General features: G+C 67.4%; 22 protein-coding genes. 13 read left to right on the forward strand and 9 right to left on the reverse strand.

Annotated features, from left to right (window positions below; translation table 11 throughout):
* Positions 1–2: 2 nt before the first annotated feature.
* On the reverse strand, positions 3–575 hold the full coding sequence (locus FDW83_RS06535) for a hypothetical protein (RefSeq protein ID WP_138136824.1): 573 nt from the start codon (positions 573–575) through the stop codon (positions 3–5).
* A gap of 49 nt (positions 576–624) precedes the next feature.
* Positions 625–1,080, reverse strand: a complete 456-nt coding sequence (locus FDW83_RS06540) for a hypothetical protein (RefSeq protein WP_138136825.1) — start codon at positions 1,078–1,080, stop codon at positions 625–627.
* Positions 1,081–1,159: 79 nt separating this feature from the next.
* On the opposite strand from FDW83_RS06540, the gene FDW83_RS06545 reads away from it, so the two are divergent.
* The 5 genes from FDW83_RS06545 to proC all read left to right on the forward strand — a co-directional run bounded on the left by FDW83_RS06545 (position 1,160) and on the right by proC (position 8,217).
* Positions 1,160–2,797 (forward strand): class I SAM-dependent methyltransferase, encoded by a 1,638-nt coding sequence (locus FDW83_RS06545; RefSeq protein WP_138136826.1) that lies wholly within the window; start codon positions 1,160–1,162, stop codon positions 2,795–2,797.
* Between the two features lie 123 nt (positions 2,798–2,920).
* The gene (gene topA / locus FDW83_RS06550; RefSeq protein ID WP_138136827.1) at positions 2,921–5,647 is read left to right on the forward strand and encodes a type I DNA topoisomerase; all 2,727 of its coding nucleotides are present in this window, start codon (positions 2,921–2,923) and stop codon (positions 5,645–5,647) included.
* Between the two features lie 49 nt (positions 5,648–5,696).
* Positions 5,697–6,116 carry an SseB family protein gene (locus FDW83_RS06555; RefSeq protein ID WP_138136828.1) on the forward strand — a complete coding sequence of 140 codons (420 nt, stop codon included), beginning with the start codon at positions 5,697–5,699 and terminating at the stop codon, positions 6,114–6,116.
* Positions 6,117–6,123: 7 nt separating this feature from the next.
* Positions 6,124–7,113, forward strand: coding sequence for a Ppx/GppA phosphatase family protein (locus FDW83_RS06560; protein WP_138136829.1), 990 nt, complete (start codon positions 6,124–6,126; stop codon positions 7,111–7,113).
* Between the two features lie 270 nt (positions 7,114–7,383).
* A complete protein-coding gene (gene proC / locus FDW83_RS06565) occupies positions 7,384–8,217 on the forward strand; it encodes a pyrroline-5-carboxylate reductase (protein WP_138136830.1) in 834 nt (277 codons plus the stop codon).
* On the opposite strand, the gene FDW83_RS06570 is transcribed toward proC, so the two are convergent.
* Together FDW83_RS06570 and FDW83_RS06575 are read right to left on the reverse strand one after the other, a co-directional pair.
* Positions 8,214–8,852: a TrkA family potassium uptake protein gene (locus FDW83_RS06570; protein WP_171027469.1), complete on the reverse strand. Its 639-nt coding sequence runs from the start codon at positions 8,850–8,852 to the stop codon at positions 8,214–8,216. The genes proC and FDW83_RS06570 overlap by 4 nt on opposite strands.
* Positions 8,853–8,892: 40 nt before the next feature.
* Entirely contained in the window at positions 8,893–10,326 is a 1,434-nt protein-coding gene (locus FDW83_RS06575) for a TrkH family potassium uptake protein (RefSeq protein ID WP_138136832.1), read from the reverse strand.
* 104 nt (positions 10,327–10,430) lie between these two features.
* Here FDW83_RS06575 and FDW83_RS06580 point away from each other — a divergent pair, with 104 nt between their 5' ends.
* On the forward strand, positions 10,431–11,642 hold the full coding sequence (locus FDW83_RS06580) for an acetoin utilization protein AcuC (RefSeq protein WP_138136833.1): 1,212 nt from the start codon (positions 10,431–10,433) through the stop codon (positions 11,640–11,642).
* A 205-nt stretch (positions 11,643–11,847) separates the two neighbouring features.
* Positions 11,848–12,411, forward strand: a complete 564-nt coding sequence (locus FDW83_RS06585; protein WP_138136834.1) for a helix-turn-helix transcriptional regulator — start codon at positions 11,848–11,850, stop codon at positions 12,409–12,411.
* Between the two features lie 76 nt (positions 12,412–12,487).
* Here FDW83_RS06585 and FDW83_RS06590 read toward each other — a convergent pair whose 3' ends face one another.
* Positions 12,488–13,825: an alpha-hydroxy acid oxidase gene (locus FDW83_RS06590; RefSeq protein WP_138136835.1), complete on the reverse strand. Its 1,338-nt coding sequence runs from the start codon at positions 13,823–13,825 to the stop codon at positions 12,488–12,490.
* A gap of 99 nt (positions 13,826–13,924) precedes the next feature.
* Here FDW83_RS06590 and FDW83_RS06595 point away from each other — a divergent pair, with 99 nt between their 5' ends.
* A complete protein-coding gene (locus FDW83_RS06595) occupies positions 13,925–14,611 on the forward strand; it encodes a FadR/GntR family transcriptional regulator (RefSeq protein ID WP_138136836.1) in 687 nt (228 codons plus the stop codon).
* Between the two features lie 23 nt (positions 14,612–14,634).
* Here the strand turns inward: FDW83_RS06595 and FDW83_RS06600 are convergent, their stop codons facing one another.
* A complete protein-coding gene (locus FDW83_RS06600) occupies positions 14,635–15,669 on the reverse strand; it encodes a LacI family DNA-binding transcriptional regulator (RefSeq protein ID WP_138136837.1) in 1,035 nt (344 codons plus the stop codon).
* 364 nt (positions 15,670–16,033) lie between these two features.
* Between FDW83_RS06600 and FDW83_RS06605 the strand changes: the two genes are divergently transcribed.
* The 5 genes from FDW83_RS06605 to FDW83_RS06625 are packed head-to-tail and all read left to right on the forward strand — an operon-like array spanning position 16,034 to position 21,943.
* Positions 16,034–17,467: a Gfo/Idh/MocA family protein gene (locus tag FDW83_RS06605; protein ID WP_138136838.1), complete on the forward strand. Its 1,434-nt coding sequence runs from the start codon at positions 16,034–16,036 to the stop codon at positions 17,465–17,467.
* Positions 17,468–17,492: 25 nt separating this feature from the next.
* Entirely contained in the window at positions 17,493–18,452 is a 960-nt protein-coding gene (locus FDW83_RS06610) for an NAD(P)-dependent oxidoreductase (protein ID WP_138136839.1), read from the forward strand.
* The gene (locus tag FDW83_RS06615) at positions 18,449–19,354 is read left to right on the forward strand and encodes a 5-dehydro-4-deoxyglucarate dehydratase (protein ID WP_138136840.1); all 906 of its coding nucleotides are present in this window, start codon (positions 18,449–18,451) and stop codon (positions 19,352–19,354) included. Before FDW83_RS06610 ends, FDW83_RS06615 begins: the two co-directional genes overlap by 4 nt.
* A complete protein-coding gene (locus FDW83_RS06620) occupies positions 19,354–20,457 on the forward strand; it encodes a mandelate racemase/muconate lactonizing enzyme family protein (protein ID WP_138136841.1) in 1,104 nt (367 codons plus the stop codon). Before FDW83_RS06615 ends, FDW83_RS06620 begins: the two co-directional genes overlap by 1 nt.
* 34 nt (positions 20,458–20,491) lie before the next feature.
* The gene (locus FDW83_RS06625; protein WP_138136842.1) at positions 20,492–21,943 is read left to right on the forward strand and encodes an aldehyde dehydrogenase (NADP(+)); all 1,452 of its coding nucleotides are present in this window, start codon (positions 20,492–20,494) and stop codon (positions 21,941–21,943) included.
* 110 nt (positions 21,944–22,053) lie between these two features.
* On the opposite strand, the gene FDW83_RS06630 is transcribed toward FDW83_RS06625, so the two are convergent.
* Genes FDW83_RS06630 through FDW83_RS06640 form a run of 3 tightly spaced genes read right to left on the reverse strand, consistent with a single transcriptional unit; the run spans position 22,054 to position 26,401 of the window.
* On the reverse strand, positions 22,054–23,175 hold the full coding sequence (locus FDW83_RS06630; protein ID WP_138136843.1) for a Xaa-Pro peptidase family protein: 1,122 nt from the start codon (positions 23,173–23,175) through the stop codon (positions 22,054–22,056).
* Positions 23,172–25,226, reverse strand: coding sequence for a DUF6807 family protein (locus FDW83_RS06635; RefSeq protein WP_138136844.1), 2,055 nt, complete (start codon positions 25,224–25,226; stop codon positions 23,172–23,174). Before FDW83_RS06635 ends, FDW83_RS06630 begins: the two co-directional genes overlap by 4 nt.
* The gene (locus tag FDW83_RS06640; protein ID WP_138136845.1) at positions 25,226–26,401 is read right to left on the reverse strand and encodes an acetylxylan esterase; all 1,176 of its coding nucleotides are present in this window, start codon (positions 26,399–26,401) and stop codon (positions 25,226–25,228) included. Before FDW83_RS06640 ends, FDW83_RS06635 begins: the two co-directional genes overlap by 1 nt.
* Between the last annotated feature and the right edge of the window lie 33 nt (positions 26,402–26,434).

A 26,434-nucleotide genomic window follows, 5' to 3' on the forward strand; every position in this document is an offset into this window, starting at 1 on the left:
AGTCAGAGCCGACGCAGCCGGTAGGCGAAGTTCGCCCCGGTCCGTGCCTCCACCGTCACGCTGAGCGCTGTTTCGGCCGAGAGGTAAATGACGTTTTCGCGGTTCACCCCGCACCTCAACCCCAGGTCTACCAGGGTCAGCGTGTCGCTGCGGACCACGAACGTCACCCGCCGCTGGCTGCGGCAGGCCAGGGCCAGTGCGTAGGTGCCCGTCTCCAGGACCGGCGTCGCTTCTGTCCGCACCTCACCGGCTGCCAGCAGACCCGCTCCTGCATGCACCACCGGCTGCGGGGTATCGGACAGGGTCCGCGACACCCAACCGTCCAGTTCGTCTTCCGGCACGGGGTCACGCCGCAGCGGGTCGCGGGTGAAGACCGGAGCGGGAGCGGCGGTCGGCCCGGGTTCCGTTGTGCCGGACCAGCCGCGGCCGTCGTCGTAGGTGTATTCGCAGCCGGCCGTCGCCGCCCCTGCCGCCAGCACAAGGCCAAGGACGACGGCGCTCGCCCGCTTCTGTGCATGCAGCGCCGGTGCTGTCCCCGGGTGAGGGGGCGCGGAGTGTCTCCGCACGCTGGGCATAGTCCGACTTTAAGCCCGCACGCGCCGGCGGACCATAGGAGGGCCGGTCCTATTCAGCGGGCAGCAACTGGTAGGCGTAGATCAGCGGGGCGTCCACGCTGGAGGTGCTGATTTCAAGGCTGCCGGCGTCCGGCAGCGTGATCCTGGTGGTTTCCCTGCTGCCGTTGCAGGCTGCGCCGGCGTCCACCACCTGCGTCCCGTTCAGCGACACAGCAAAAAAGGCCTTCCCGCCGCCCTCGCACGTGGCCGTCAGCGTATAGCGCCCGGCAGGAACATTTGCCGCCTCCCGGACAATACGGTCCCGGTTCAGGATCTTCCCGGCGTCCCCGAGCACCTCCCCTGAGGCGGGCGGCAGGGCTGAGGCCCGCCACTGCGGGACGTCCGCGTTCTCAATGGACACCACCGGGGAGCACGCCGCCACGGTGAAGGCAGCAGCCACCGCCGCGCCGCTTTCCAGGAGGAGTCGGGGGCGGGCACGCGGAAGGAGGGACAGGCTGGAAGGCATGTTTCCACGCTACCCCCTGGACGGGACAGCCCAGCACGGGCGAGGGGTCACGGGTCAGGCCCAGGACTAAACTTGTCCGGTGCCTAGTTCCCCACACGAGTTCACCTCCGGCAACACCCCGGACGCCCCCCGCAGCGACCGCCCTGCGCTGCTGGCCGCCCTCGCGGAAGACCTGCGCCGGCTCGGCTACACGCTCGACGGCGTCGCGCAACTCTTGGGGCCCGCCGCCTCCGCCGCGCTGAACCGGGACCAGATTATCCCCGCCCTGCTGGCCACCCAGCGGGCTGCCAAGGAGGAGGACGGCGCACGGCGCCTCGCCGCCGTCGTCCGTCTTTGGCTCCTTGCCGAGCCCCAAGACTGGGTAACGCTCGACGGCGCCCTGCCGGGCACCGGTGCGGCAGGCCTGCTGGAACTCGGGCTGGTCCAGCCCGTTCCCGGCACCGATCTGCTCAGTGCCAAGGCGGACCTGCGACCGTACGGATGGGACGCGAACCAGGATGGCAGCGGCGGCGCGGAATTGTGGGTGGCAAGCGACCTTGCGGCACACCAGCACGAGGACGTCCTCCGGCACGACCACGTCCTGGGCATCGGGCAGGCCTCCACGACGCTGGTGCAGACCACCATCCGCCGCCACGCCCGGCGGGCACTGGACCTCGGCACAGGGTGCGGCATCCAGACGTTCCACCTGCTGCACCACTGCGAACACGTCACTGCCACCGACATCTCGGAGCGGGCCCTTGCCTTCACCCGGTTCAATATCCTGCTCAATGCCGCAGCCCTCTCCGTGGACCCGGAGCGGCTGGACGACCGGGTAAGCCTCCGGCTCGGCTCGCTCCTGGAACCGGTCGCCGGCGAGGCATTCGATCTGGTGGTGTCCAACCCGCCCTTCGTCATTACCCCGCGGCGTCCTGGCGAGGATGCCGCCGGACAGTTTACCTACCGTGACGGCGGGCTGCCGGGCGACGAGATCGTCTCCTCACTGGTTGGGGAGCTGCCCGGCGTGCTTGCTCCCGGGGGCACGGCGCAGATGCTGGGCAACTGGGAGGTGGCAGCGGGCGCCGAATGGCACGATCGGCCCAGGGGGTGGGTCCCGTCCGGTGTGGACGCCTGGTTCATCCAGCGGGAGCTGGTCAGCCCGGAGCAGTACGCCGAAACTTGGCTGCAGGACGCCTCAGAAAGCCGCGACCGGCGGCACTACCAGGAGGCGTACGCCGCCTACCTCGAGGATTTCGGATCCCGGAACGTGGAGGGTATCGGTTTCGGCATGGTCTGGCTCCGCCGCCCATTGTCCGGCGGGCCGGCCCTCCGCCGGTTCGAGGAAATCACCTACCCCATCGAGCAGCCCGTCGGCCCGCACTTGGGCGCCGCCGTCGAACGCGCCGACTGGCTGGCCGCCCACAGGCTGGAGGATGCGCACCTGCTGGTGGCGGACGACGTCACCGAGGAACGGCACCAGCGGCCCGGCGCGGAGCATCCGGGGGTGATCCTGCTGCGCCAGGGAGCGGGGCTTCGGCGCACCAACCTGCTCAGCACCGTGCTTGCGGGCTTCGTTTCGGCGTGCGACGGCGACCTGTCCGCCGGGCAGATCGCCATCGCCCTGGAGGCGCTGCTGGGCGGGGACGATGGGGCCGGAGACGCCGGTTCGTTCCGGCGCGCACTCCTTGCCGACGTCGAAAACCTGGTCCGCGACGGCTTCCTGGTTCCTGCCGCCGACTGAGTCCCGGCGAGGCCTCTCCGGAGCCCTGGCTTTTCCACAGGACTGCGCAAGATTGTCCAAAATATGGTGAACTAGGCCAATATGGGCTCATCTGCCCCAGCAACCTTTTTCTGTAGGAGCACCGTGCCAAGCAAGGCCAAAACCGGCAAGAAACTCGTGATTGTGGAGTCTCCGGCCAAGAGCAAGACCATCGCCAAGTACCTCGGCGAGGGCTTCATCGTAGAGGCCTCCATCGGTCACATCCGCGACCTGCCGCAGCCGTCGGAGCTCCCTGCCGAACTGAAGAAGACGTCGGTGGGCAAGTTCGCCGTCGATATTGAAAATGACTTCAAGCCCTACTACGTGGTGTCCGCGGACAAGAAGAAAAAGGTTACTGAACTCAAGGCGGCCCTCAAAGACGCCGACGAACTTTATCTCGCAACAGATGGGGACCGCGAGGGCGAAGCCATCGCGTGGCACCTGCTGGAAGTGCTCAAGCCCAAGGTCCCGGTGTACCGGATGACGTTCGGCGAAATCACCAAGGAAGCCATCCAGCGCGCCATGGGCAACCTGCGCGACGTCGACTCCGCCCTGGTGGACGCGCAGGAGACCCGGCGCGTCCTGGACCGGCTTTACGGCTACGAGATTTCCCCCGTCCTGTGGCGCAAGGTGGCCCGCGGCCTGTCCGCCGGACGCGTGCAGTCCGTGGTCACCCGAATGGTGGTGGACCGTGAACGCGAACGCATGGCCTTCAAGGCAGCCTCCTACTGGGACCTCACCGGACAGTTCGGCGCAGACGCCGGATCCTTTAAGGCCAAGCTGGCCGCAGTGGACGGCGCCAAGGTCGCCGCGGGCCGTGATTTCAATGACGACGGCGTGCTGGTCTCCAAAAACGTCGCGCACCTGAACGAGGAGCTGGCTACGTCGCTGGCCGCAGGTCTGCAGGACGCTTCGTTCACGGTCCGCTCCGTCGAAACCAAGCCGTACACCCGCCGCCCTGCCGCCCCCTTCACCACCTCCACGCTGCAGCAGGAAGCGGGGCGCAAGCTGCGGTTCTCCTCCAAGAGCACCATGCAGATCGCGCAGCGGCTGTACGAAAACGGCTATATCACCTATATGCGTACGGACTCCTCGGCCCTGAGCGACGAAGCCATCACCGCCGCCCGCCGGCAGGCATCCGAGCTGTACGGCCCGGAGTACGTCCCGGGCTCACCGCGGGTCTACTCCAACAAGGCCGCCAACGCGCAGGAAGCCCACGAGGCCATCCGGCCCGCCGGTGATTCCTTCCGCACCCCTGCCCAGGTGGCCGCCCAGCTCTCCGGTGACGAGTTCCGCCTCTACGAGCTGATCTGGAAGCGCACCGTCGCCTCGCAGATGGCCGATGCCAAGGGCTCCACCGCCACCATCCGGCTCGGGGCCGTCGCCGCCGACGGGCGGGACGCCGAATTCTCCGCCTCCGGCACCGTCATCACCTTCCCGGGCTTCCTCGCAGCCTACGAGGAGGGCAAGGACGAGACCCGCGGCGACGAGGACCCGGACGAAGCACGCCGCCTGCCCAACGTTGCCAAGGGCGATTCGCTTACCGCCGCGGAAATCGTGGCAGTGGGACACGAAACGTCACCGCCGCCGCGCTACACGGAAGCGTCCCTGACGGCAGAGCTGGAAAAGAAGGGCATCGGCCGTCCCTCCACCTACGCCTCCACCATCTCCACCATCCAGGACCGCGGCTACGTCCGGAAGCAGGGATCGGCGTTGGTTCCCAGCTGGATCGCCTTCTCCGTAATCAGGCTGCTGGAACAGCACTTCACCGACTACGTGGACTACGAGTTCACCGCCGACATGGAAGGCGACCTGGACAAGATCGCCAACGGCGAGGAAGTGGGTGCCGCCTGGCTGAAGCACTTCTACTACGGAGAAGACGCTGATCCGGGCCTGCTGAGCATCGTGAACAACCTGGGAGAAATCGACGCCCGGGAGATCAACTCCGTGCCCATCACCGACGGCATCACCCTCCGGGTGGGCAAGTTCGGACCCTACCTGGAAAGCTCCCTGCCCACCGTGGACGCCAAGACCGGCGAACTGGTGGAGTCCGCGCGAGCCAACGTTCCCGAGGACCTGGCCCCGGATGAGCTGACCGCAGCCAAGGCCATTGAGCTCATGGAGACGGCGGCTCCGGAGGAACGCGTGCTGGGCACCGATCCGCACACGGGCCACACCATTGTCGCCAAGAACGGCCGTTACGGGGCGTACGTCACGGAGATCATCCCGGAGATCAGCGAGGAAGAACTCGCCAAGCAGCCGGTGGAGTACTACAAGAACGGCAAGCCGAAGCCGCCCAAGAAGCCTGTCAAGGCCAAGCCGCGGACCGGTTCGCTGTTCAAATCCATGACGGTGGAATCCGTCACCCTGGACGAGGCCCTGCAGCTGATGAGCCTGCCCCGCGTGCTGGGCGAGGACGCCGACGGCAACCCGATCACGGTGCAGAACGGCCGGTTCGGCCCGTACCTGAAGAAGGGAACGGACTCCCGGTCCATCGGCTCTGAAGAAGAAATCTTCACCATCACCCTGGAACAGGCCCTGGAGATCTACTCCCAGCCGAAGCAGCGCGGCGCCCGCGCAGCCGTGCCGCCGCTGGCCGAGTTCGGCCCGGATCCGGTATCGGAGAAGAACATCGTGGTGAAGGAAGGCCGGTTCGGGCCGTACATCACCGACGGAATCACCAACATCACGGTTCCGCGCGCCACCTCCCTGGAGGAACTGACCCGGGAACAGGCAGTGGAACTCCTCGCGGAGAAGCGGGCCAAGGGGCCAGTCAAGCGCACCGCCACCCGCAAGGCGCCGGCCAAGAGAAAGGCAGCGGCAAAGAAGTAGGTGACGGCCGTAAATTGCGCGGCGCCGCCGGACGTGATCGGCTAGGGGAATGACTGAACAGCCTGGAATTGCCGACCCCGCTCCGCTGAACGACCTCGAGGAAAAGCTCGCCAAGGGCGGACAGCCTGACGCCAGCCCGGTGGATGTCATCCTGGCCTTCCTCAACAGCGAGGTGTACATCGTCAGCTCGGACACCGTTGAGGGTGTGGACTCCCAGGTGGAGCCCCTGATCCTCGCCAACGCCGACGGCGACCCCGTCCTCGCGGTCTTTTCGCACCCCAGCCGGGTGGATCAGCAGTATCTTGAGGCGGCTCCCAACGTGCTGGGCACGCAGGGCGCGGCCATTATCGCCAATATCGGCGAGGAACTGGGCCTGGTCATCAACCCGGGTGCTGCCTACGGTTTCGAAATCAACCCGGAGGGCGTGGCAAACATCAAGCGCGACTTCAAGCGCGCGGACGGGCAATAATATCCCCATGCGGCTAGGCGTCCTCGATATCGGGTCCAACACTGTCCACCTCCTCCTGGTGGACGCACATTCCGGCGCACGCCCGGTACCCTTCGCGTCGCACAAGCGCCCGCTGTCCCTGGTCCAGTACCTTGAACCGGACGGCAGCATCAGCGATGCCGGTCAGCACGAGCTGACAGAGTTCGTACTGGAAGCCTGGGAGTTCGCTGCCCGGCACAAGGCCGAGGATCTTCTCGCGTTCTGCACATCTGCCATCAGGGAAGCGACCAACGGACCCGAGGTCCTGGCCCGGGTCAAGCACGAGACCACGGTGACCTTGCAGGAACTCACCGGCAGCGAGGAAGCGTCCATGACGTTCTTCGCCGTCCGGCGCTGGTACGGCTGGGGTGCCGGACCCATCCTGAACCTGGACATTGGCGGCGGTTCCTTTGAAATGGCCTTCGGGCAGGACGAACTGCCCGAGGTTGCCATGTCTGTGCCCCTCGGGGCCAGCCGGCTCACCAGGGACTGGCTTCCCGAAGACCCGCCCACCGCCAGGAGCGTCAAGGAGTTGCGGCGGTATATCCGCGCCACCCTAAAACCGGCGGTACGCGAATTCGACGGCCTTGGCAGGGCGAACCTTGTTGCCGGAACCTCCAAGACGTTCCGGTCGCTGGCCAGGATCGCCGGGGCCGCCCCCAGCGATGCCGGGCCTTACGTCAAGCGGGAACTCAACGCCACGGACCTGGGCATTTGGGCCCAGCGGATTTCCGCCATGAAGGCTGAGGACCGGCTGCACCTTCCCGGCGTTTCGGAGGCCCGTGCCCACCAACTGCTCGCCGGCGCGCTCGTTGCCGAGGCTGCCCTGGAACTCTTCAAATTCAAGAAAATGCGGATCTGTCCGTGGGCGCTGCGCGAAGGGCTCATCCTGCGCCGGCTCGACCAGCTGGTCTTCGACGGCCCGCTCGAGCCCGCGCCGCACGTAGTCCCGGCCCACGCGGCCGAAGCCACCGTCTAGTACCCGCGGTGCGAGCAGACGTCGGGCTTTAACGCGGAGCGCCGGCGCCGGCAACAGGAAAAATGGGGGAAAACCTGTCGTCGGCCGCCGGCGCCCTGGCAGGCATCCCCAGGCCTGCCGCATCACTCGCACCCTCAATGAGGTACTAACTACAGTAGGGCTGCTCCTTGTGAGCTACCTGCACCCAACATGTGAGCAAGCTGTGAATCGTTAAGCGCGCGTTTGCGTAAGGAGTCGGCAGCTGCCGGACCGAACTGCAATGATGGAGCAATGAGCAACCGAATCGCATTCCTTGGCTGTGGATCCATGAACGAAGCCATCCTTGGCGGACTTTTGGAAGCGGGGACTGAGCCTGCGGACATCGTGGCCACCGTCAGGCGTGCGGAACGGGCCGCGGAACTGGCTGAGCGTTACCACGGCATCACCGCGATCGCCGGCGAGGAGGAACCGGAGAACAACAAGCAGGCCACCAAGGGATCCGCCGTCGTAATCCTTGGCGTCAAGCCCATCGGGATCACTGACCTTGCCCGTGAAATCAGCGGCGCCCTGGCTCCCACCACCGTTGTGGTCAGCGTGGCCGCGGCCGTGTCCATCGCCCAGCTTGAAGCCGCCCTCCCGGCGGGGCAGCCGGTCATCCGGACCATGCCGAACACTCCGGCCAAACTCGGCCGCGGCGTGGTGTCCGTGTCACCGGGCACCAACTGCACCCGTGATCAGCTGCAGATGGTCAAGGACGTCCTGAAAGGTGCGGGGACCGTCGTCGAAGTCCCCGAGGAGCAGGTGGACGCGCTCTCGGCGATCAGCGGTTCCGGACCCGCGTACGCGTTCTACCTGGCCGAGGCGATGGCTGCGGCGGGGGAGGAACTGGGCCTGGACCGTGAACTGTCCCTGCTGCTGGCCCGCGAAACAGTTGCCGGGGCCGGACTGATGCTTGCTGAACCTGGGGCCGATCCCGCGGCCTTACGCAAGGCGGTCACCAGCCCGAACGGCACCACCGAGCGTGCCATTGCGACGTTCGACGAGCGCGGCATTCCCTCCATCATCGCCGCCGGTGCGCGGGCGGCAGCGGACCGGGCGGCGGAAATCACCAGGCAGCTCGGCTAGGGCCGGGCGGCGAACCGCTCCAGCAGGTCCACGTGGCCGGAGACAATCAGCATGTCCCGTGAGGACACCTTTGTCTCCGGGCGGGCGTAGGTAAAGTCCTCGCCCGGGGACTTTACACCCACGATGGTGACCCCGTACTTGGAGCGGACCTTCGATTCGTCCAGCGTGAAGCCCACCGTTTCACGCGGCGGGTACATCTTCACGATGGCAAAGTCGTCGTCGAATTCGATGAAATCGAGCATCCGTCCTGACACCAGGTGCGCGGCCCGGACACCGGCATCGGCTTCGGGATAAATGACGTGGTTGGCGCCGATCCGGGTGAGGATCTTGCCGTGGGACGGCGTGATGGCCTTGACCCAAAGGTGCTCGATTCCGAGGTCCACCAGGTTCACGGTGATCAGCACCGAGGATTCGATGGAGGTTCCCACGCCCACGACGGCGGAGCTGAACTCCTGTGCCCCCAACTGGCGGAGAGCGTCGATGTTGGTGGCGTCGGCCTCCACCACGTGCGTGAGGAGCGGTGCCCATTTTTGCACGAGGGTCCGGTCGCGTTCGATCGCGAGTACTTCCCTGCCCTGCTTCACCAACTGTTCAGCGGTGGCGGAGCCAAAACGTCCTAGTCCGATCACGAGCACCGGCGCATTATGGGCTGGGCGGTTTGGAGTGCCTGGGGAACTAGCCAATGATGGGCCTCTCTTCCGGGTAATGGTACAGCTGGCTGCGCTGGCGCAGGCTCAAGGCGGCGGCGAGGGTAACCGTACCAACACGCCCCATGAACATCAGGGCGGTCAGCACGTAGGCTCCTGCGGGCGGGACCTCTCCACTCAGGTTCGTGCTGAGCCCACAGGTGGCGAACGCGGAAATTGCCTCGAAGAGCACGCGGTCCAGGGACTCACCGCTGATGGACAACAGGAGGAACGAACCCACGGACACCAGCGTCGCTCCCGCAACGATCACGGAGATAGCTACCCGCATTGCCCCCTGCGGGATGGTGCGGCCGTGTACTTTCACGTCAGCATCTCCTCGGGCTTCTGCCGCTATGGCGAGGAACATGATGGCGATAGTGGTTACTTTGATTCCACCGGCAGTGGATGCCGAGCCGCCCCCCGCAAACATGAGGGCATCCGTCAGGAGCATGGTGGTGGACTCCAGCTGGTTCTGGTCCACCAGACTGAAACCTCCGGATCGGATCTGGACCGATGCGAAAGCCGCGTGGAAGAGCTTGTCATTGAACCCCAGTGCTCCGATTGTCCGGGCGTTGTCCCACTCCATGAGAGCCCATAGCACGCTTCCCGCCGCAAAAAGGATGAGCGAGACCTCAATGGTCAGCTTGGTATGAAGATTCCACTTCTTCCAGTTGAGTCCGTTCTGCTGCAGCACCATCACCACGGGAAAGCCCAGACTGCCGAAGAAAACACCGGCCATGATGGGAACAAGGATCCACAGGTCGTTCCGAAACGGAACGATGCCATCGGCGTGAACGGCGAATCCTGCATTGTTGAAGGCTGAGATGGAGTAGAACAAGCCATGCCAGACGGCACGCCAAAAGTCCTCGCCCAGCACGAGGAACCGGGGGATGAGGACCAGGGCAAGGATGGCTTCGATCACCACCGACGTGGTGATGACAATTCGCAGCAGGGTGCCCACTTCGCCGAGGCGTCCTGCATTGTTCATCGATTCCGCCGCGATGATCTTGCCCCGGACGCCAAGGCGCTTGCTCACCATCAGCGCCAGCAGTGACGCCAGGGTCAGGGTGCCCAGGCCTCCGATGAAGATGCCGATCAGGATCACCAGCTGGCCAAAAAAGGACCAGTGCGCAGCGGTTGATACCACGGTGAGGCCGGTAACGCAGACGGCCGAGACCGCAGTGAACATGGCTTGGTGCAGCGGGGTGGCAGTGCCGGCGGCAGAGGAGATGGGCAGTGACAGCACGAATGTGAAGAGCAGGCATACTGCAGCGAATACCGTCAGGGCGAGCCGGGCAGGCGACGTGTTGGCGATGTCATCGATGAAGTCGCGCAGCCGGGTGAGGAGCCAGAGGCCTTCCCGCTCCTGTGCTGCGGGATGCCAGATGGCCGCACTCCGGGGCCGCGACTGGCTCTGCGTCATGTGTGGCTTTTCCTCGTCTGAATCTGCTTCCCTCAGTAGTAAACCACTAATGCCCGCGCAATGGCCGGGCCGGCAGCGGGTGCTGCTCGGGTAGCCTGTGATTGATGACATACCTGCCGGGTCTCAGCCAGCCCGCGCCGCCGACGCTGGTGGCGTGGGGCCCTGACATGACCGCCTACAATTTTGGGCCGGGCCACCCGATGGCGCCGGAGCGGATGGAGCTGACGGCGCGGCTGGCCCGCAGCCTGGGGCTGTTCGACCTGGACCACGTTGCCGTTGAGGCGCCGGAGGTTGCGTCCGACGACGAGCTTGAGCGGGTGCATTCGGTCGAGTTCGTGGCAGCGGTGCGTCGGGTCAGCGAGGATCCTTCCGACCCGGACGAGTCCCGCGGCCTGGGCACCGAGGACGACCCCGCGTTCGCGGGAATGCACGAGGCAGCAGCCCGGCTGGCCGGCGGATCCCTGCTGGCGGCGTCCCGGATTTTGGACGGCTCGGCCGTGCATGCCGTGAACTTCGGCGGCGGCATGCATCACGCTGCCCGCGACCGCGCGAGCGGCTTCTGCATCTACAACGACGCAGCGCTTGCGGTGCAAAGGTTGCTCGACGGCGGCGTCCGCAAGGTGGCCTATATCGACGTCGACGCGCACCACGGTGACGGGACGGAGAGTATCTTCTGGGACGACCCCCGGGTCCTCACCCTGTCCCTGCACGAAACCGGCCTCACCCTGTTTCCGGGGACCGGCTTCGCCAACGAAATCGGCGGGCCGGCTGCGGAGGGGACGGCGGTTAATATCGCCCTGCCGGCAGGCACCAGCGACGCGGGCTGGCTGCGGGCGTTCCATGCCGTGGTGCCGCAGCTCGTGGCGGCCTTCGAACCGGAAGTAGTTGTCAGCCAGCATGGCTGCGACTCGCACCGGACGGACCCGCTCACGCACCTCAATCTCAGCGTCGACGGACAGCGCGAGGCAGCCCACGCCGTTGGGCATCTTGCGGAACGCCACTGCGGAGGGCGCTGGATCGCGACCGGCGGCGGCGGGTACAACGTCCTGGAAGTGGTACCCAGGGCGTGGAGCCACTTGGTGGCCATCGCTGCGGGGCGGCCGGTGCCGCTGCGAACCCCCGTGCCGCAGGAGTGGCGGGACTACGTCCATGAGAAGTTCGGCGCATCCGCACCGGGCCTGATGGGTGACGACGTGGAATTGTGGTGGCGGTCCTGGGAGGTGGGCTTCGACCCCAACGACGCCGTGGACAGGACGGTCATGGCCACCCGGAAGGCCGTCTTCCCGCTGCACGGCCTTGACCCCTGGTTCGACTAGGCCATCCGTTGGCTCAGTGAGGCTTTCCGGCTAGGTGCCGGTCTTTTCCCTCTGGAGCACCACGCCGGCCGCGATGTTCAACAGTTGCTGGCGCAGGACGCGGCCATGCTGTGTTGTAGCACCGGGAGGAACCGTGGGCAAGAGGCCGTTCCCTTGCCCGAAATAGTTGATGCCTTTCGGCGTATATGTCGCTAGGGTGGGAGGCATGGTGACAGACGACGTATTTGCCGTCATTGCGGAATCAACCCGGCGGGACATCCTGGTCGCCCTTCGCTCCGGAGACAAGGCCGTGGGGGAACTCGTGGAAGAACTGGCAGCAAGCCAGCCCACCATTTCCAAGCACCTGAAAGTCCTGCGCGAAGCCCAGCTGGTGAGTATGCGTGCCCAGGGCCAGAAGCGCTACTACGCGTTGAACCGCAAGCCCCTCGAGGGGATTGCCAGCTGGCTGGAGACGTTCGACGTCGGGTCCCCGGCTGTTGCAACTGCAGCCGCCTCCGCGGGTCCCGCCAGGGAAACGGCCGCCTCCAAGGAAACCGCCGGCACCGCCGCGGGCGAAACGGCGCAGGCCGTGGCAGCGGGGGCAGTCTCCGAAGGTGTTTTGGCGCCCGACGGCGCCGAGTTGAGCCCCGCCGTCGTCATCCCCGGTGGAACCACCGCCCCGCTGGGCGACGACAGCGTGCCCCAGCAGATCGGCCGCACCGTTGGCCGGGCGGCCACCCGGGCTGCCGACCTGCTGGCTAACCTTCCCAAGTTCGGCCGCAAGAAGTAGCCGTCCCCCAAGTAGGTAGCATCAGGTGTCGTTCCGGGCCCGCGACGACATTTGACGTTACAAGGTTGGGTGGCGGCTACTTGTTCAGCAGCCGCACGTGCTCCGGGGTGAGCTCCGAAATGCGGCTGACACCCAGCAGTGCCATGGTGCGGGCCATGTCCTTTTCGAGGATCTGCAGGGTGCGGTCCACTCCGGCCCGTCCGCCGGCCATCAGGCCGTAGAGGTAGGCGCGGCCGATCAGCGTGAAGTCGGCCCCCAGGGCCAGCGCGGCCACGATGTCCGCGCCGCTCATGATGCCCGTGTCCAGCATGATGGCCGCATCCGTGTTGTCCGAGGTGAAGGCCTGCTTCACCTCGGGCAGCAGGTGGAACGGGATCGGGGCGCGGTCCAGCTGGCGGCCGCCGTGGTTGGACAGGACGACGCCGTCGGCGCCGTGGTCCACCACCCGGCGGGCGTCCTCCACGGTCTGGATGCCCTTGACCACCAGTTTGCCCTTCCAGGTTTCGCGCAGCCAGTCGAGGTCCTCGAAGGTGAGGGTGGGATCGAACATCGAGTTGATGAGGTCCGCCACGGTGCCGGTGTAGCGGGACAGCGAGGCGAAGGTCAGCGGCTCGTGGGTGAGGAAGTTGAACCACCAGGCCGGACGGTAGGACGCGTCCAGCACGGTCTTGAGGGTCAGTGCCGGCGGGATGGTCATGCCGTTGCGGACGTCGCGGAGGCGGGCGCCGGCCACGGCGGTATCCACGGTAACCATCAGGGTGTCGTTTCCGGCCTTGGCGGCGCGGTCGATCAGTTCCAGGGAGCGGTCGCGGTCCGTCCACAGGTACAGCTGGAACCAGTTGCGGCCGTTCGGGGCGGCGGCGGCCACGTCCTCGATGGACGCCGTCCCCATGGTGGAGAGGGTGTAGGGGATTCCCGCGGCTTCCGCAGCCTGGGAGCCGGCGTATTCACCCTCGGACTGCATCATCCGGGTGAAGCCGGTGGGGGCGATGCCCACGGGCAGGCGGGAGGGCTTGCCCAGGATCCGGGTGGACAGGTCGATGGCGGAAACGTTGCGGAGGATGCCAGGGCGGAATTCGATGTCCCGGAAGGCCTGCCGGGCCCGGCCGAGGGTGATCTCCTCTTCAGCCGCGCCGTCGGTGTAGTCGAACGGCGCCTGCGGGGTGCGGCGCTTGGCGATGTCGCGCAGCTCCCAGATGGAGCTGGCCCGCTGCAGCCTGGCCTCCGTGCTGAACTCCGGCTTCTTAAACTGCATCAGTGGAGCAAGATCCGAGTACTTGGGGATGCGGCGTTTCAGGGCGGCAGGAACAGCGGACGACGCCGGCGCAGGAGTCAGTGCCGGAACGGCGGGAACGTCCGTGGCATCCGGCGCGGGCGTGGTTTCCGGGTTGTTGGGCTGGATGGTGTGGGTCATGGCGTCCTCCGTTGGGCCAGGAGGTCCGAGTCGTGGACTTCCTGTGGTCTAACCACACTGTAGGTCATGTGGTCCAACCACATCAACTACCATGGAGCCATGCGCACCCATCAGCTGGTCCTTTCCTGGATCGAGAATGAGCTTTCCGGCGGCAGGCTGGCTGTTGGCGGCCGGCTCCCGGCTGAGCGCACCCTCGCCGAGCAGCTCAAGGTATCCCGTACTTCGGTGCGGGAGGCGATCCGGATCCTGGAGGCGATGGGGGTGGTGCGGGCCGGCGTGGGTTCGGGCCCCGAAGCCGGCACTGTTGTTATTGCGGATCCGACGGCTGCCCTGGCGTCTGCCCTGCGCCTGCACATTGCCACCCAGCACCTTCCCGTGGCGGACATCGTGGAGACGCGCGTGCTCCTGGAGTCGTGGGCGGTGGCGAAGGCGAGCCCGGATGCCCCCGAGCTGGCTGACGCTGCCGTGCTCCTGGAAGGCATGGCCGCCGAAGGGCTGGGTGTGGGTGACTTCCTTGCCCTGGATGTCAGGTTCCACCTGGCACTGGCCGACGCCGCGGGCAACGCCGTGGTGAGCGCAATGATGGGCTCCCTCCGCGAAGCCATCCAGGGCTACGCCGCGGAACTGACGTCCAACCTGCCGGACTGGGAAGCCACAGCCTCCCGCCTTCGGGCCGAGCACGAGGCCATCCTGGCCGCCATCAGGAACAACGACGGCGGTTTGGCGGCCAAGCTGGTGGCCGCCCACATCGAGGGCTACTACAAGGAAGCCGGCCTGGCGTCTTAGGGGAAGCCCGAAACGCCCGGGGGTCAGCCGTGGACGGCTGTGCGGGGCGCCTTGGCGGGGCCGGTGCTTGCCCTGACTTCCAGACGCGGCTGGTACCGGCTGCCCGGCGCGTCGCTGTCCTCCTTGCGGATGAGCGCCCGCAGCTGTTGCCACGCCTGTTCGCCCAGCTCCGTGATGGGGACCGCCGCCGTGGTGAGCGCCGGCGTCGTGTATTTGGCGAAGGGAATGTCATCGAAGCCGGTGACGGAGATGTCGCCGGGGACATCCAGCCCGCGCTCATGGAGGCCGCTCATCAGGCCCATGGCCACAAGGTCGTTGAAAGCCAGGATCCCCGTGGCGCCGCTGTCCAGGACGGCGTCCACGGCTTCGTGTCCGGTGTCGAAGTCCGACCCGCCCTCGAGCATGGTCACCTCGACGTCCGGGTGAGCCGCCTTGAAAGCCTCCAGTCCCTGAAGCCGGAGGCCGTTGGAGGCACTGCGCGGCGGGCCGGCAAGGAACGCCAGCCGGGTGTGGCCAAGCTCCACCAGGTGTTCCGCGATGTCCTGCACGCCCTGCCCGTAGTCAACCACCAGGCTGGGCACCCCTTTCGTTGCCGTGGCCCGGTTGATCAGGACCAAAGGATGCAGGGACGGCACAATGTCCTCGAGTTCGGCGTCCGTCATGCGGGGCGCACACAGCACCAGCCCGTCACAACGACGGCGGGCCTCGCCGGCCAGGATGGCTTCCTCACTGGAGACCTCGAAGGAGTCGGCGATCAGGACGCGGTACCCGTCCTGGGCCGCAGCGCGGCTGAGCCCGCGAAGGATCGCCTGGAAGGTGGGGTTGGCCAGGTCCGGCACCACAATTCCAATGGTGTCCGTTTTCCCCAGGGCCAGGCTGCGCCCCACCGGATTCGGCTGGTACTTCAGTTCGGCGGCTGCAGCGCGGACGCGGGCCGCGATGTCCGGATCCACCGTGTAGTTGCCGTTCATGACGCGGGAAACCGTGGCATGCGAAACACCCGCCTTGACGGCGACATCCGCGATGCCGACCCGGCCGGTTGCCGATTTCCTGACCATTGGAGCCCTTTCGTAGCGCCACGGACCTCTGGTCCACGGCCGGTTTCGCCAGTTCTGCAGCAGTGCCCGGCCGCCGTGGTGGCGGTGTGTTGAGTGCCAGCATATACCGGGACGGGAAAGCGATTTCTATTTGTTTTCCCGCGTTTTCCCGCACGATTTGCAGCGGAAACGCAGCGGCCGTTTGCCGCCGGTCGAGAAAACGCTTTCCTTTAGTGTCCATAATGGTTGACGCGGGACCGGGGTGGTTGGTACAAATCTATTAGAGAACCGAGAAAGCGCTTTCTCGTGCCGGTGCAGCAAGACGCCGGTGCCGTCCTGATTGGCCTTCCGCAAGGCCGCCTCAAAGCTTCCGAAAGGGCCCATTATGGTCAACACAGCCGAGTCGAGTTCAGCAGTGGCAACCGGCGCCGCCACTGCTGCCGCCCCTACCGCCAATAATGGCGGCAAGGCCCGCATCGCCCTGATCGGTACCGGCGGACGCTCCGAAATGTACATCCGCGCCATCTTCGGCAACTACGCCCACGCAGCCGAGCTGGTCGCCTTCTCCGACGTCAATCCCGGCCGGGTGGAGTTCTACCAGAAGCTCATCCAGGAACTCGGAGCTCCCGGCCCCATCTCCACCTTCGACCCGTCGGAGCTCACTGCCTTCATCCAGGCCAACGCCATTGACCGCATCGTGGTGACCACCCCTGACTACACCCACGCCGATTACATCGTGGAGGGACTCCGCGCCGGCGCCGACGTCGTCGTCGAAAAGCCCCTGACCATCGACGCCGAGGGCTGCCGCCGCATCACCACGGCGGTGAAGGAGACGGGCCGCAACGTGGTGGTCACGTTCAACTACCGCTACTCGCCGCGCAACAGCGCACTCAAGGAAATCATCCAGAGCGGTGTGATCGGCAAGGTCACCTCCATCGACTTCAGCTGGGTCCTGGACACCGTCCACGGCGCGGACTACTTCCGCCGCTGGCACCGCGAGAAGAAGAACTCCGGCGGCCTGCTGATCCACAAGGCTTCCCACCACTTCGACCTGGTCAACTGGTGGATCGACGATGTGCCCGAGCGCGTCTTCGCCTCCGGCGGCCTGAAGTTCTACGGTGACAAGAACGCCGCCGAACGCGGCCTGGGCCCCCGTCCCGACCGCGGCACTCCCGACGCCGACGCCCCGGCGGCCGCAGAGAAGGACCCGTTCACGCTTGACCTCCGCGAGGATGAGCGGCTGAAGGCCCTCTTCCTGGACAACGAGCACTACGACGGCTACCGCCGCGACCAGGATGTGTTCACCGGCGGCATCACCATCGAGGACAACCTCGCGCTGGTGGTCGAATACCAGGGCGGCCCCCGCCTGAGTTACTCGCTGAACGCCCACAGCCCCTGGGAGGGCTACCGGGTGGCCGTCAACGGCACCGAGGGCCGCGCGGAGCTGGAAGTGGTGGAACGCGCCGCCGTCACCAGCAGCACGGACAAGAAGACCGTCGTGGACCCCAGCGCCACGCCCGTCGAGGAAGACGATGCCATCCGCCGCAACGGTGAACGCCTTGTCGTCCAGCGGCACTGGGAAGCAGCTTACGAGGTGCCGATCGTCAACGGCGAGGGCGGCCACGGCGGCGGCGATGAACTCCTGCTTTCGGACCTGTTTAACGGGCCCGGTGAGGACCCGCTGGGCCGCCCCTCCGGCTACCTTGACGGACTGCGTTCCGTCTCCGTTGGCATCGCCGGCAACCAGTCGCTGGAGTCTTCCCTGCCCGTCCGCATCGAGGACCTGGACCTCGGCGTCGACCTCCGCCGCGGCAAGTGACCCGCCCGATCCCGAAGGAACAACCATGAGCAGGATCTTTGTCACCGGCGGCTCCGGCCGGCTGGGACGCAGCGTGGTGGCGGGGCTCGCGGAAGCCGGCCATGACGTCATCTCCGTGGACCGCGACGCATTGCCGGCGGAGCACCTGCCAGCCGGCGCCGTGCAGGAAACCGCCGACCTCCTGGCACCCGGGGAGGCGCTGCGCCTCCTCAGGAAAACCAGGCCCGACGCCGTCATCCACCTTGCAGCGATCGCGGTGCCTTTCAGCGCACCCGAGGACGTCATTTTCGCCACGAACACCCGGCTCGCCTTTGCCGTGATCAGTGCGGCGACGGAACTGGGCGTGCCGAGAATCATCACGGCCAGCAGCCCCACAGTCCTGGGCTACGGGTCGCCGGCCGGATGGCTGCCGCCGTCGTTCCCGCTGGACGAGCGGACACCGCCCAGGCCTTGGAACGCCTACGCCCTGTCCAAGCTCATAGCCGAGCAGACAGTCCAGATGTTCGCCGCCGCCCAGGGGGAAAAGATCAGGTACGCAGCGTTCCGGCCCTGTTTCGTGATTTCCCCGGAAGAGTGGGAAGGCGCACCCACCCAGCAGGGCCACACCCTGGCCGAGCGGCTTTCGGATCCTGCCCTGTCCGCCCCTGCATTGTTCAATTATGTTGACGCCCGGGACGTGGCAGATTTCCTTGATTTGCTGCTGGAGAAGATGGACACCATCCCTAACGGTGAGACCTTCTTCGTCGGCGCTGCGGATGCCCTCGCCACGGAACCGCTCGCCGGCCTGATGCCCAGGTTCCTCCCGGGCAGCGAGGCACTTAGCTCCGGCCTCACCGGCACCAGCCCCGCATTCTCCATCGCCAAGGCCCAGGAGCTTCTGGGTTGGCAGCCCAAGCGGACCTGGCGCACCGAGCTCAAAACCCCCCTCAACGACGAGACCTCCGTGCTGGCCGCTGCCGGCACCGGAGCCAAGGAGACATTATGAAATTCGACGGCGTCCTGTTCTTTCCCGTCACCCCGTTCACGGCCGAAGGCGCCGTTGACGTGGACCTGCTCAAGGAACACATCAGCTCCCGGCTTCCATTCGGCCCCGGCGGTGTGTTCCCCGCATGCGGTACCGGTGAATTCCACGCCCTGAGCATCGATGAGGTCCGCACCGTGGTGGCGGCCGCCGTCGAGGTTGTTGCCGGGAAGGTCCCGGTGGTGGCCGGAGCCGGCGGCCCGCTGGGCCACGCCCTCGCCGTCGCCAAGGCGGCCGAGGAGGCCGGCGCCGACGCCCTCCTGGTGCTGCCGCCCTACCTGGTCACCGGCCCCACCGCCGGGCTGGTTGCCTACATCGAGGCCGTGGCCAACGCCAGCAGCCTGCCCGTCATCGTGTACCACCGCGGCAACGCCAAGTTCACGGCCGCGTCCATGGCCCGGCTCGCGGCCAACCCCAAGGTGGTCGGCTTCAAGGACGGCCTGGGTGACGTCGGCCTGGCGCAGGAAATTGTCACCGCCGTCAAGGCCGCTGGCCGCGACGATTTCGCGTTCTTCAACGGCCTGCTCACCGCCGAACTGACCCAGGGGGCCTACCGCGGCCTTGGCATTCCGCTGTACTCCTCCGCCGCCTTCGCCATGGCGCCGGAAATCGCGAAGGCCTACTACGACGCCTACGTTTCCGGAAATGAGGAGCGCCGCAACGCTTTGCTCGAGGGATTCTACGGACCCCTGGTCCGCCTCCGGGACCAGACCCCCGGCTTCGGCGTTTCGCTGATCAAGGCAGGACTGCGGCTCGGCGGCCTCCCGGTCGGATCCGTCCGGCCGCCCCTGGTGGATCCCACCGAGGACCAGCTCGTGGAGCTCAAAGCCATCCTTGCCAAGGGCTACGAGCTGGCCGGCCACTGATGAGCGCCCCCGCAGCCGAAGCCGTCCGCACGGTCCCGCGCATCACCGGGCTCAGCAGCAGGCTCATCACGGTCCCGTTGCGGCGGCACTGGGGTGCCGAGGCGCCGGAAAACCACGTCATCGTCACCGAAATCCAGACGGATGACGGCGGCGCGGGGCACGGGTTCTCCTGGACGCCCACTATCGGCCCGCACGCGGTTAGGGCGCTGCTCGATCACGACATCGCGCCCTTCATCACCGGACTTCCGGCCCATCCGGAAACGGTCTGGGATGCGCTGTGGAAGCGGCTGCACGAGGCCGGCGGCGGGGGACTGACCACCATCGCAATGGCCGGTGCAGACCTCGCTTTGTGGGACCAGCAGGCACGCCGTGCGGGCACCACCGTCACCGGGTTGCTGGGCCAGCGGCAGGATTCCGCAGAGGTTTACGGGTCCGGCGTGAACCTGCACTACACGATTGAGGAGCTCGTTGCCCAGGCAGAACGGTGGGTCGCCGCAGGGCACCAGGCCGTGAAGATCAAGGTGGGCAAGCCGGACCTGCGTGAGGACGCCGAACGCGTGGCTGCGGTGCGCTCTGTCCTGGGCCCGCACCGCAGGCTAATGATCGACGCGAACCAGCGCTGGGACCTACCCACCACGCTCCGCGCCCTCGACGTTTTGTCCGAATTCGGGCTGGACTGGCTGGAGGAACCCATCCGCGCAGACGACCTGTGGGCCTACCGCAGGCTGCGGAAGCACTCACCGGTGCCCATCGCCCTCGGCGAAAACCTGCACACCATTTACCGCTTCCGGGATTTCATTGAGGCGGAAGCAGTGGACATCATCCAGCCCAACATCGTGCGCGTGGGCGGCATCACCCCGTTCCGGCGCATTGTTGAACTGGCCCGGACCAACAGCATCCGGGTCATGCCCCACCTGCTTCCGGAACTGTCCGGCCAGCTGGCGCTCACGCTGGCGGAGCCCACGCTGGTGGAGGACGTTGAAGAGGCGTCCTTTGAGCAGCTGGGCATCCTGGACGGACCGTCTCCCGTTCGGTTCACGGACAGCAGGGTGGCTTTGACCGGCCAGCCGGGACTGGGCTTCCGGTTCCGGAACGGGCTGTGACCATACATGTACATACGACGAACAGGTTCCTGACGTGACAACTGCAACGCTTTCCCTGTCCGAACTCACCTCCGCAGCAACCGAGGCAGCCAAACTCTCGGCAGCAGCGTCGGACGCCGAACGCGCCCGGTGGCTCACGGCCGTGGCTGACGCGTTGGATGCCCACGCCGCCGAACTGGTGGAAGTCGCGGATTCGGAAACCAGCCTGGGTCCCCAGCGGCTCACCGGCGAGGTAGCCCGGACCACCGGACAGCTGCGCCTCTTCGCCCGCGTGATCACCGAAGGTTCCTACCTGGAAGCCGTCATCGACCACGCTGACCCGGCGTCCACCCCGCCCAAGCCGGACCTCCGCCGCATCCTGCGCCCCATCGGCCCGGTGGCGGTCTTTTCAGCGTCCAACTTCCCCTTCGCCTTTTCCGTCGCCGGCGGCGACACCGCGTCCGCCCTGGCCGTGGGCTGCTCCGTGATTGTGAAGGCCCACTCCGGCCACCTGCGGCTGTCCGAGCGCACGGCGGAAATCGTCGCCGAGGCCCTGCGCGGTGCCGGAGCACCCGAAGGGCTGTTCACACTCGTCAGCGGACGCGAGGTGGGCACCGCCCTGGTCCAGGATCCGGCCATCAAGGCCGTGGGCTTCACCGGCTCGATCCCCGGCGGCCGTGCCCTCTTCGACCTTGCCACCTCCCGCCCCGATCCCATCCCCTTCTACGGTGAACTGGGCAGCCTCAACCCGGTGGTCATCACCGCGGCGGCCCTGGCAGAACGCAGCGGACAGCTCGCCGAAGGCCTGGCCGGTTCCTTCACCCTTGGCGCCGGGCAGTTCTGCACCAAGCCCGGCCTTGTCTTCATCCCGGCCGGAACCTCCTTTGCGCAGGAAGTGGCGGATGCAAGCAAGGACAAGCCGGCGCTGGGCATGCTGACCAGCAGGATCGCCGAGGCCTACCCGGACGGCCTCCGCAGCTTCGCCTCCGTCCCAGGCGTGGACGTGGTCAGCGGCACCGTGGAACAGGACGCCGCTGCAAACGGTGCCGCACCCGTGGTCTTCTCCACGACGGCGGCAAAGGTGCTGGAGCGCCCGGAGCAGCTGCTGGAGGAATGCTTCGGTCCCACTACGATGCTGATTGAATACTCAAGCCAGGAGGAGCTGTCCGGGGTGCTGGCCAAGGTGCCCGGCAGCCTCACGGCCACCCTGCACGCCCAGCCCGGCGAGGATATCGCAGCCCTGGTGGAGCAGCTGTCCGGGCTGGCAGGGCGGGTCCTCTTTGAGGGATGGCCTACGGGCGTCGCCGTCAACTGGGCGCAGCAGCACGGCGGCCCCTACCCGGCCACCACGTCCCTGTTCACGTCCGTTGGCGCGACGGCGGTCCGCAGGTTCCAGCGCCCGGTTGCGTACCAGGACGCCCCCGAAAGCGTGCTGCACCCCGCGCTGCATGAAAGCAACCCGCTGGGCATCCCGCGCCGGGTGGACGGCGAGCTGCAGCTTCCGTAGCAACGCTCTCTCACTTAATGTGGGTTTGAACCGAACGCTCTCCCACTTTCCTTCCGGAAGTGAGAGAGCGTTTCGGGTTTAACCGCGGGATCTGAGAGAGCGTTTGGCCCCTACAGCTGCAGGGTCGCCGGCCGCTGCAGCCCGTTGACAGTGCTGACCGGCCAGCGCGGGTCCACCGTGAGGACCTGCAGGCCGGACTCCGTGAGCTGGACGGTGTCCTCGATCTTGACCGCAGGGCCGGACGGGTTCCAGGTGAAGGTCTGGTTCAGGACCACCGTGTCCGTGGCGGAAGCGGTAACCCGGGGATCACGCCCGGCGTAGCCGGCGGGGCCGCCCTGGTGGTGCTGCTCCCACTGGTCTTCACCGAAGCCGTGGCGGACGTAGGCGGTCTTGATTTCGGTGAAGATCCGGTCCAGCCGGGCGCCGGGAACCGTGGCATCGAAAATGTCTGCCTCCACCGCGGCGATGCGGGACTCGGCGTCGCGCTCCTGGGGCGTGCCGGCGTCGAACCTTACCCAGCGGGTGATGTTGGCAACCAGGCCGTCGCGGCGTGCGCACACCACGGTCATGGCGCGGCGGCCGATGGGGGAGTGGGTGGCCAGCGGGTGCCGGAAGCCGCTGCGGGAACTGCCGTTGCACAGCAGGACGAGCGGTTCGGCGCCGGCAGCCACAACCCGCCCGGCCAGCCTGGATACCAGCTCGAACTCCGTGGTGTCCGGCCGGGCCCTGGACAGGACGTCCGTCATGAGGGCCGCCAGTTCGCCGCTGAGGAGGGCGTAGCGCGCGCTTTCGCCCGGCAGTAGCTGCTGGCGGGCGGCGCGCAGCTCGGACGCCACGTCTGCCTCCACCAGCGGACCCTGCCCTGCCGCAGCGGCGGAACGGCCGACGGCGGCGGCAGCCTCGTGCAGGTTCCCGTACCAGGGCACGGAGTGGAGGGAGACGCCGGCGGGGAGCTCCTCGGCCGCTATGCGGCCGGCCTCGTTGTTGAAGGTCACCAGGTGGTCGCCGTCGCGGTCCACCAGCACCGCGGCGACGGGGTCGCCGGCGAGGCTGATGTGGACCCGGCTGCCGTCCAGGTACCAGGTAAGGGCCGTGTGCGTGGTGAGCAGCAGAGAGTCCCGGCCCCTGGCATCCAGGATGTCCAGGACGCGCCGGCGCTTCACCGCCCGGTCCTCCACGGAGGCCGGTGCGGTCCTTGCGGCCCGCGGCGGTGCGGCTGTTGCCTGTGTCATGAGAGGTCCCCCTGCTGGTTGATCAAGTCTTCGATGTCGGTTGTGCCCAGGATGCCGTCGGCCACAAAAACGGTGATTTTCCGGCGCACCGGAAGACCGGGTTTGGCGGTGGCAGGGGTCCCCCAGGCCAGCGACTGGCCAACACCCGGGTAGCCGTCCTTGCGCACGAACCACGGGTCCGTGGAGCCCTCCGGCGCCACGAAAATGAGGGTTGCTTCGCCGCCGTCGAATGTTCCGGACCAGGCGAGCCAGCGCGAAACGCTGCCATGCACCCCGGACTCCCCGCTGCCCACGGCCGTCCAGACGTTGGCGCCCCCGCACGCCGGGAGCCGCCAGAAGAAGCCGCCGTAGCCGCCCTCGTGCCGGCCGTTGGAACCAGGGCTGCCCAGGTTCACGGGCCGGTCACCGGCGGGGGAGAGGGCGAACTCGAGGGAGAGGCTCCACACGGACGGGCTGACGCCGGTCCAGGTCCACGTGCGCTCTTCCCCCAGGACGGGCGCGCCGTCGGGACCGTTCCAGCTCAGGCGTTCCTGCAGCCGGCCGGGGCTCCCGGCGCCGGCCGCCGTTTCTTCGACGGGGGTCTCGAGGACGGCGATGCTGCCGTGGTCGGGCCGCCAGACGTACCCGCCCGCTTCACGCGTGTACGTGCGGCCGCCCCAGAAGTTGACGCCGTTCACGTCCTGCAGTGCCACGCCAACGCCCAGGTGCCAGACGTGGTCCAGCGGCTGGTGGTCCGTCACCACGGTGCCGCCCAGGGTGCGGACGGGGTGCAGGTAAGGGCGAGGCGAGGACACGGCGCGGATGTGGGTTCCGTCCTGGTAGTCCGCCACGGTGGCCCCGTCAAGGGTCAGGGACCGGACCGGCGGAAGGGAACGGGCCCACGGAACGCCGAGCTCGGCGAACGTGGCCTGTGCCCTGCACGCCCGGTCAATCAGCTCCGCGATGCCGTGCACCACGGGGTGTGCGTCGTCGCCCTCGCCCTCCCAGGTGATGTGGTCCGGCCCGATGGCCTGCGGCGCCGGCAGCGTCCGGATGGCTTCCAGCACCAGCGTAAATGCTCCGGTCTGCTGCAGCGGGCAGAGCAGGGGATCGCCGCCGGTCCGGGCCGCGAGGAGGTTCTCCAGCAGGTCTGTCCGGCCATAGCTTTCCCGGCGCTCGCCCTCGGGGGTGGTGACCACTACCTCGTCCCTTGTGTAGTAGAGGGTGATCTCGCCCCGGGTGCCGTGGATCGTCACGGTGGGATCCAGTTGCTCGGGCGCGCACAGGGTGAGCCCGCACATCAGGGTTCCGCCGTGGGCAGTGCGGATCCGGATGACCGATGTATCGTCGCTTTCGGTGTCGTGCGCCCGGTACAGGTCAGTCTCCACGGACGCGAGGTCCGCCACCGTGTGCGCCCCGGCCAGGTGCAGCGCCGTGGCCACCGCGTGCGCCAGGGCATTGGTGGCCACTCCGTCCACTACGTCGATGCCGTCCAGGCTGCGTTTGCCGGCCCAGCGGGAGCGCTTGAAGTAGGCCTTGTTGCGCACCCACTGGCCCTTGGCGCTGAGGCCCAGGACATCACCGATCCCGCCGGACCAGACAAGGTTGCGGATGGCCGGAAGCGCGTGTGAACCGAGGCTCTGGAAGCCGACCTGGACCAGCCGGCCGGCGGCCTTTGCCGCTGCAAGCACCTCGCTGTATTGGGCAAGGGACGCCACGGGAGGCTTTTCGACGTAGACGTCCATGCCGGCGGCCAGCGCGGCGAGAGCCAGCGGTGCGTGCGTCTGGATGGGCGTGGCCAGGATGACGACGTCGGCGCCCGGCTGGGCGGCCAGCAGCCGGTCCAGGTCGGTGAAGACGGCCACGGAATCCTTGAGCCGTCCGGGGGCCGGCGGGTTGGGGTCGGCCACGGCCACGAGTTCCAGGGCGCCGGCTTCCTCAAGCCGGGCGAGGTTGGTGAGGTGCCTTTCGCCGAACCCGTGGACGCCCACCAGGGCAATGCGGGGAACGGCAACCGGCGGCTGTGCGGCGCTGGGCGCGCCGAATTCCGCGGTTGCGGATCGCTGAGTCATCAAGAAGTCCTTGCAGGCTGGGGGGTGGATGAAGGTGAAGTGTTGAGGGTGGCGGCGAGGAAAGCGGTGGCCTCCTCCTGCATGGCCGCGGTGAATACGTGCCCGCCCGGCCAGAAGCTTCCGGTGTACCTGCCGGAGGCGTGCAGCGACTCCAGGATCCGGTGGGCGTCCCGCATGCCGTCTTCCGGGAAGAGTTCGTCGGCCAGTGCGTACTGCACCAGGAAGTTTGCCCGTGCGGATCGGGTGGTGAGCTCCGGCCAGTCACCCAGCTTCCAGAGTCCGGGCGTTTGCAGCAGCCAGGAGTGGGCGTCCAGGTATGCGGGCAGGAGTGATTGGAAGGTTGTCATCATGCAGGTCACCACCGAGGCGCGGATGCGGGGACTGAGGACAGCCAGGGCAACGGAGCGGCCGCCGCCGCCAGAGAACCCGGCGCAGCCCAGCCGGTCCGGGTCCACGCCGGGAAGGCCGGCCAGGATTTCGAGGGCGGCGAGGTCGTCGTGGGCCACCATGCCGGCCAGGCTGGTGCCAAGCAGGCCGGCCGTCTTGGCTACAGTGTCCTCGTGGATGCCTGCAGCGGCGTTGTAGTCCTCCGCTTCTGAAGGTACGACGCCGTCCTCCCGCCACTGCGCGCGCCGCGCCTCGAGCGCGGCGGCAGTGCGCCATGGCGGTGTTGAGAGGTCGAAGCGGCGGCTGCCCCAGGCAAAGGCGTCGTGGGCCAGGACAGCGAAACCGTTGCGGGCGATGTCCGTTGCAAGGGCCCGGCGCTCATAGCCGGTCCGGGGGTTTGCTGGGTGGTCCGCCGGGAGCTCGACCAGCCGGTCCGCGCCGCCGAATTTGTTGCCGCCGTGGCAGTGCAGTGCCAGGACGCCCGGCAGCCGGCCGGAAGCGTCCGCGGGCCGGAGCAGCCAGCCGGTGCTCCGGGGGCCGAAGCCCAACTGCCAGCTGAGCTGGGAGGTGGTGACCCCGTGGTGCGTTTCCTCCCCGTGAACCGTTACAGCGGGAGCGCCGGGCATGCCCGGAACGCCCAGCGCGTCCGCCAGTTCCTGCGCTTCGGGCGCGGCGGCAGCGAAGCGGGGGTGCTGCCGGACGTAAGCGGGCCAGTCCTCGTAACCGGCGATGGCACTGGGCCGGGCGGCCTGGGCTTCAGCGCTCACGGGCGTGCCTCCTGTCGTCATGATGGTTGAAGGGCCGCGGCTGCTGTCCAGCCG

It is taken from the genome of Pseudarthrobacter sp. NamE2, from assembly GCF_005796205.1.
Classification (GTDB): Bacteria; Actinomycetota; Actinomycetes; order Actinomycetales; family Micrococcaceae; genus Arthrobacter.